This window comes from Roseateles sp. P5_B10, assembly GCF_056400485.1.
Genome location: NZ_JBFULE010000787.1, coordinates 1 through 2,392, shown reverse-complemented (window position 1 = coordinate 2,392; position 2,392 = coordinate 1). Strand labels below are relative to the sequence as shown.

Sequence of the window (2,392 nt, the reverse complement as noted above, 5' to 3'; positions counted from 1 at the left end):
CTCTTGATCAGCACCAGCCAGTTGTTGGAGATGCCCGGCAGCGCATGTCGCAGCATCTGCGGCAGTGTGATGCGCCAAAGCACCAGGCGGGGGCTCATGCCATAGGCCAGGCCCGCCTCGCGCTGGCCCGGCGGTACGGCCAGGAAGGCGCCGCGGAAGGCCTCGGTCAGGTAGGCGCCAAAGATGAAGCCGATGGTCAGCACGCCGGCGATGAAGGGGTCGATATCGATGAAGTCATCATGGCCAAGCTTGGGCGCAATGGTATTGACGGCGAGCTGGCCACCGTAGAAGACGAGCAGCATCAGCACCAGGTCGGGCACGCCGCGGATCAGCGTGGTGTAGGTGGCTGCCACGCCTCGCGCGACGCGTGAGCGCGACAGCTTGGCCAGCGCGCCAATCAGGCCCAGCAGGGAGGCAATGGCCAGCGAAGACAGCGCCACCGCCAGCGTGACGGCGGAGCCTTCGAGCAGGCTGGGGAGGAATCCGTGCAACATGAGAAAGAAGGCCGCGCTCAGCGGGGAGGGGTGATGAGGTCGAAGCTGAAGTAGCGGTCGTTGAGAGTCTTCAAAGTGCCGTTGCCGCGCATTGCGGCCAGTGCCTCGTCGAAGCGCTGGCCCAGCGTCGCCGCATCGGCCTTGCGCAGGCCCACGCCGATGCCCTTGCCGTAGTAGCGCTGGTCCTTGGCGAAGTCGGGCCCGACAAAGCCGAAGCCGCGGCCGTCGGCATGGTTGAGGAAGCCGAACTGCGCGATGACCGCGTCCACCAGCGTGGCGTCCAGGCGGCCAGACTTCAGATCCAGGAAAGCCTGATCCTGGGTGGCGTAGCGCATCAGCTGGACGCCCTTGAATTGTTCGGCCAGGAAGCGTTCATGGATGGTGCCGCGCTCCACGCCGATGCGCTTGCCCTTCAGGCCGGCTGGGCTGACGTCGGCGCGTGGGTCGCCGCGCATGACCAGGCGGGCCGGCGAGTAGTAGTAGGGTGACGAGAAGTGGATGACCTGCTGGCGCTCCGGCGTGATTGACATCGAGGCCATGATGGCGTCGATCTTGCGCGATTGCAGCGCCGGGATCAGGCCGTCGAACTCCAGGATGACCGGGGCGCACTGCTGGCCCAGACGTGCGCACAGGGCCTGGGCCACGTCGATCTCGAAGCCCTTGAGCTGGCCGTCGGTGCCGATCTCGCTGAAAGGGGCGTAGCCCACGGCGAAACCGATCCGCAGGCGCTGCGGCGCCTGGGCCCCGGCCGTACTGGCGAGGGCCAGGGCAACGGGCAGGGCCAGGGCGGAGCGGCGACGCATCACTGCTTGGTGCGCGGCGCGATGTCGTAGTCGAAGTATTTGTCGGCGAGCTTCTTGAACGTGCCGTTGGCCTGCACGGCATCGATGGCGGCGTTGAACTTCTTGCCCAGCGTGGCCTCGTCGGCCTTGCGCATGCCCACACCGGTGCCGACGCCGAAGACCTTGTCGTCGATGATGGCGGGGCCCGAGAAGGCAAAGCCCTTGCCCTCTGGCTTCTTCAGGAATCCGAAGTCGCCGGCGGGCGAATCCATCAGCGTGGCGTCGATGCGGCCGGACTTGAGGTCCAGGAAGACCTGGTCCTGGCTGCCGTAGCGCACGATCTCGCTCTGCTTGAAGGTCGCGGCGGCGTAGGTCTCATGCGTCGTGCCGCGCTGCACGCCGATCTTCTTGCCCTTCAGTCCGGCGGCCGTGGGGTCGAGCTTCACGCCCGCCTTGGCGATGAGGCGGGCCGGGGTGTTGTAGTAAGGCTTGGAGAAGGCGACAACCTTCTGGCGTTCCTCGGTGATGGAGACGCTGGCGAAGATGGCGTCCACCTTGCGCGATTGCAGGGCGGGGATGAGGCCGTCAAAGTCCTGCTGCACCAGGGTGCACTGGGCCTTCATTTCGGCGCAATAGGCCTGCACGAGCTCGATCTCGAAGCCCTTGAGCTTGCCGTCCGGGCCGATCTCGGAGAAGGGCGGGTAAGCGCCTTCGACGCCGATGCGCAGCTTCTTCCATTCGGGTGCCTGGGCCTGGGCCAGCGAGGCGACGGCCAGCAGGGCCAGCGCGATGAGGGAGCGTTTCTTCATGTCAAACCTCTTGGGTGGGACGGTGTTCAGCGGGCGACGTTGGGTAGCCAGTCGCGCAAGGCCGCAAGGGTAGCAGCCGGGTCTTCCTCCTGAGGCACATGGCCCAGCTTCGGGAAAACCACCAACTTGTTGTTCGGGATGGCTTTTGCGAACTCGCGGCCCCAGCGCAGCGGGATCAGCCGGTCGCGCTCGCCCCAGAGGATGAGGGTAGGGACCTTGATCTCGGGCAAGCGTTGGAAGGGGCCAGGAGCTAGCTGATCCATGCGCCGCATCAAGGCGACACGGTTGCCTTCGCGCAACGTCAGTT

The 2,392-nt window shown here is 66.0% G+C and carries 4 protein-coding genes; all 4 read right to left on the bottom strand.

Features of this window, described 5'->3' with window-relative positions; genetic code table 11:
• Window positions 1-494 (bottom strand): ABC transporter permease (locus tag AC1DU6_RS27640; RefSeq protein WP_477861034.1); only part of this gene is annotated, 494 nt, incomplete at its 3' end.
• Between the two features lie 17 nt (window positions 495-511).
• Window positions 512-1,297, bottom strand: coding sequence for a transporter substrate-binding domain-containing protein (locus AC1DU6_RS27635; protein WP_457324341.1), 786 nt, complete (start codon window positions 1,295-1,297; stop codon window positions 512-514).
• The gene (locus AC1DU6_RS27630) at window positions 1,297-2,085 is read right to left on the bottom strand and encodes an ABC transporter substrate-binding protein (protein ID WP_457446234.1); all 789 of its coding nucleotides are present in this window, start codon (window positions 2,083-2,085) and stop codon (window positions 1,297-1,299) included. Before AC1DU6_RS27630 ends, AC1DU6_RS27635 begins: the two co-directional genes overlap by 1 nt.
• A 26-nt stretch (window positions 2,086-2,111) precedes the next feature.
• A partial coding sequence (locus AC1DU6_RS27625; RefSeq protein WP_477861032.1) for an alpha/beta fold hydrolase occupies window positions 2,112-2,392 on the bottom strand: 281 nt, incomplete at its 5' end.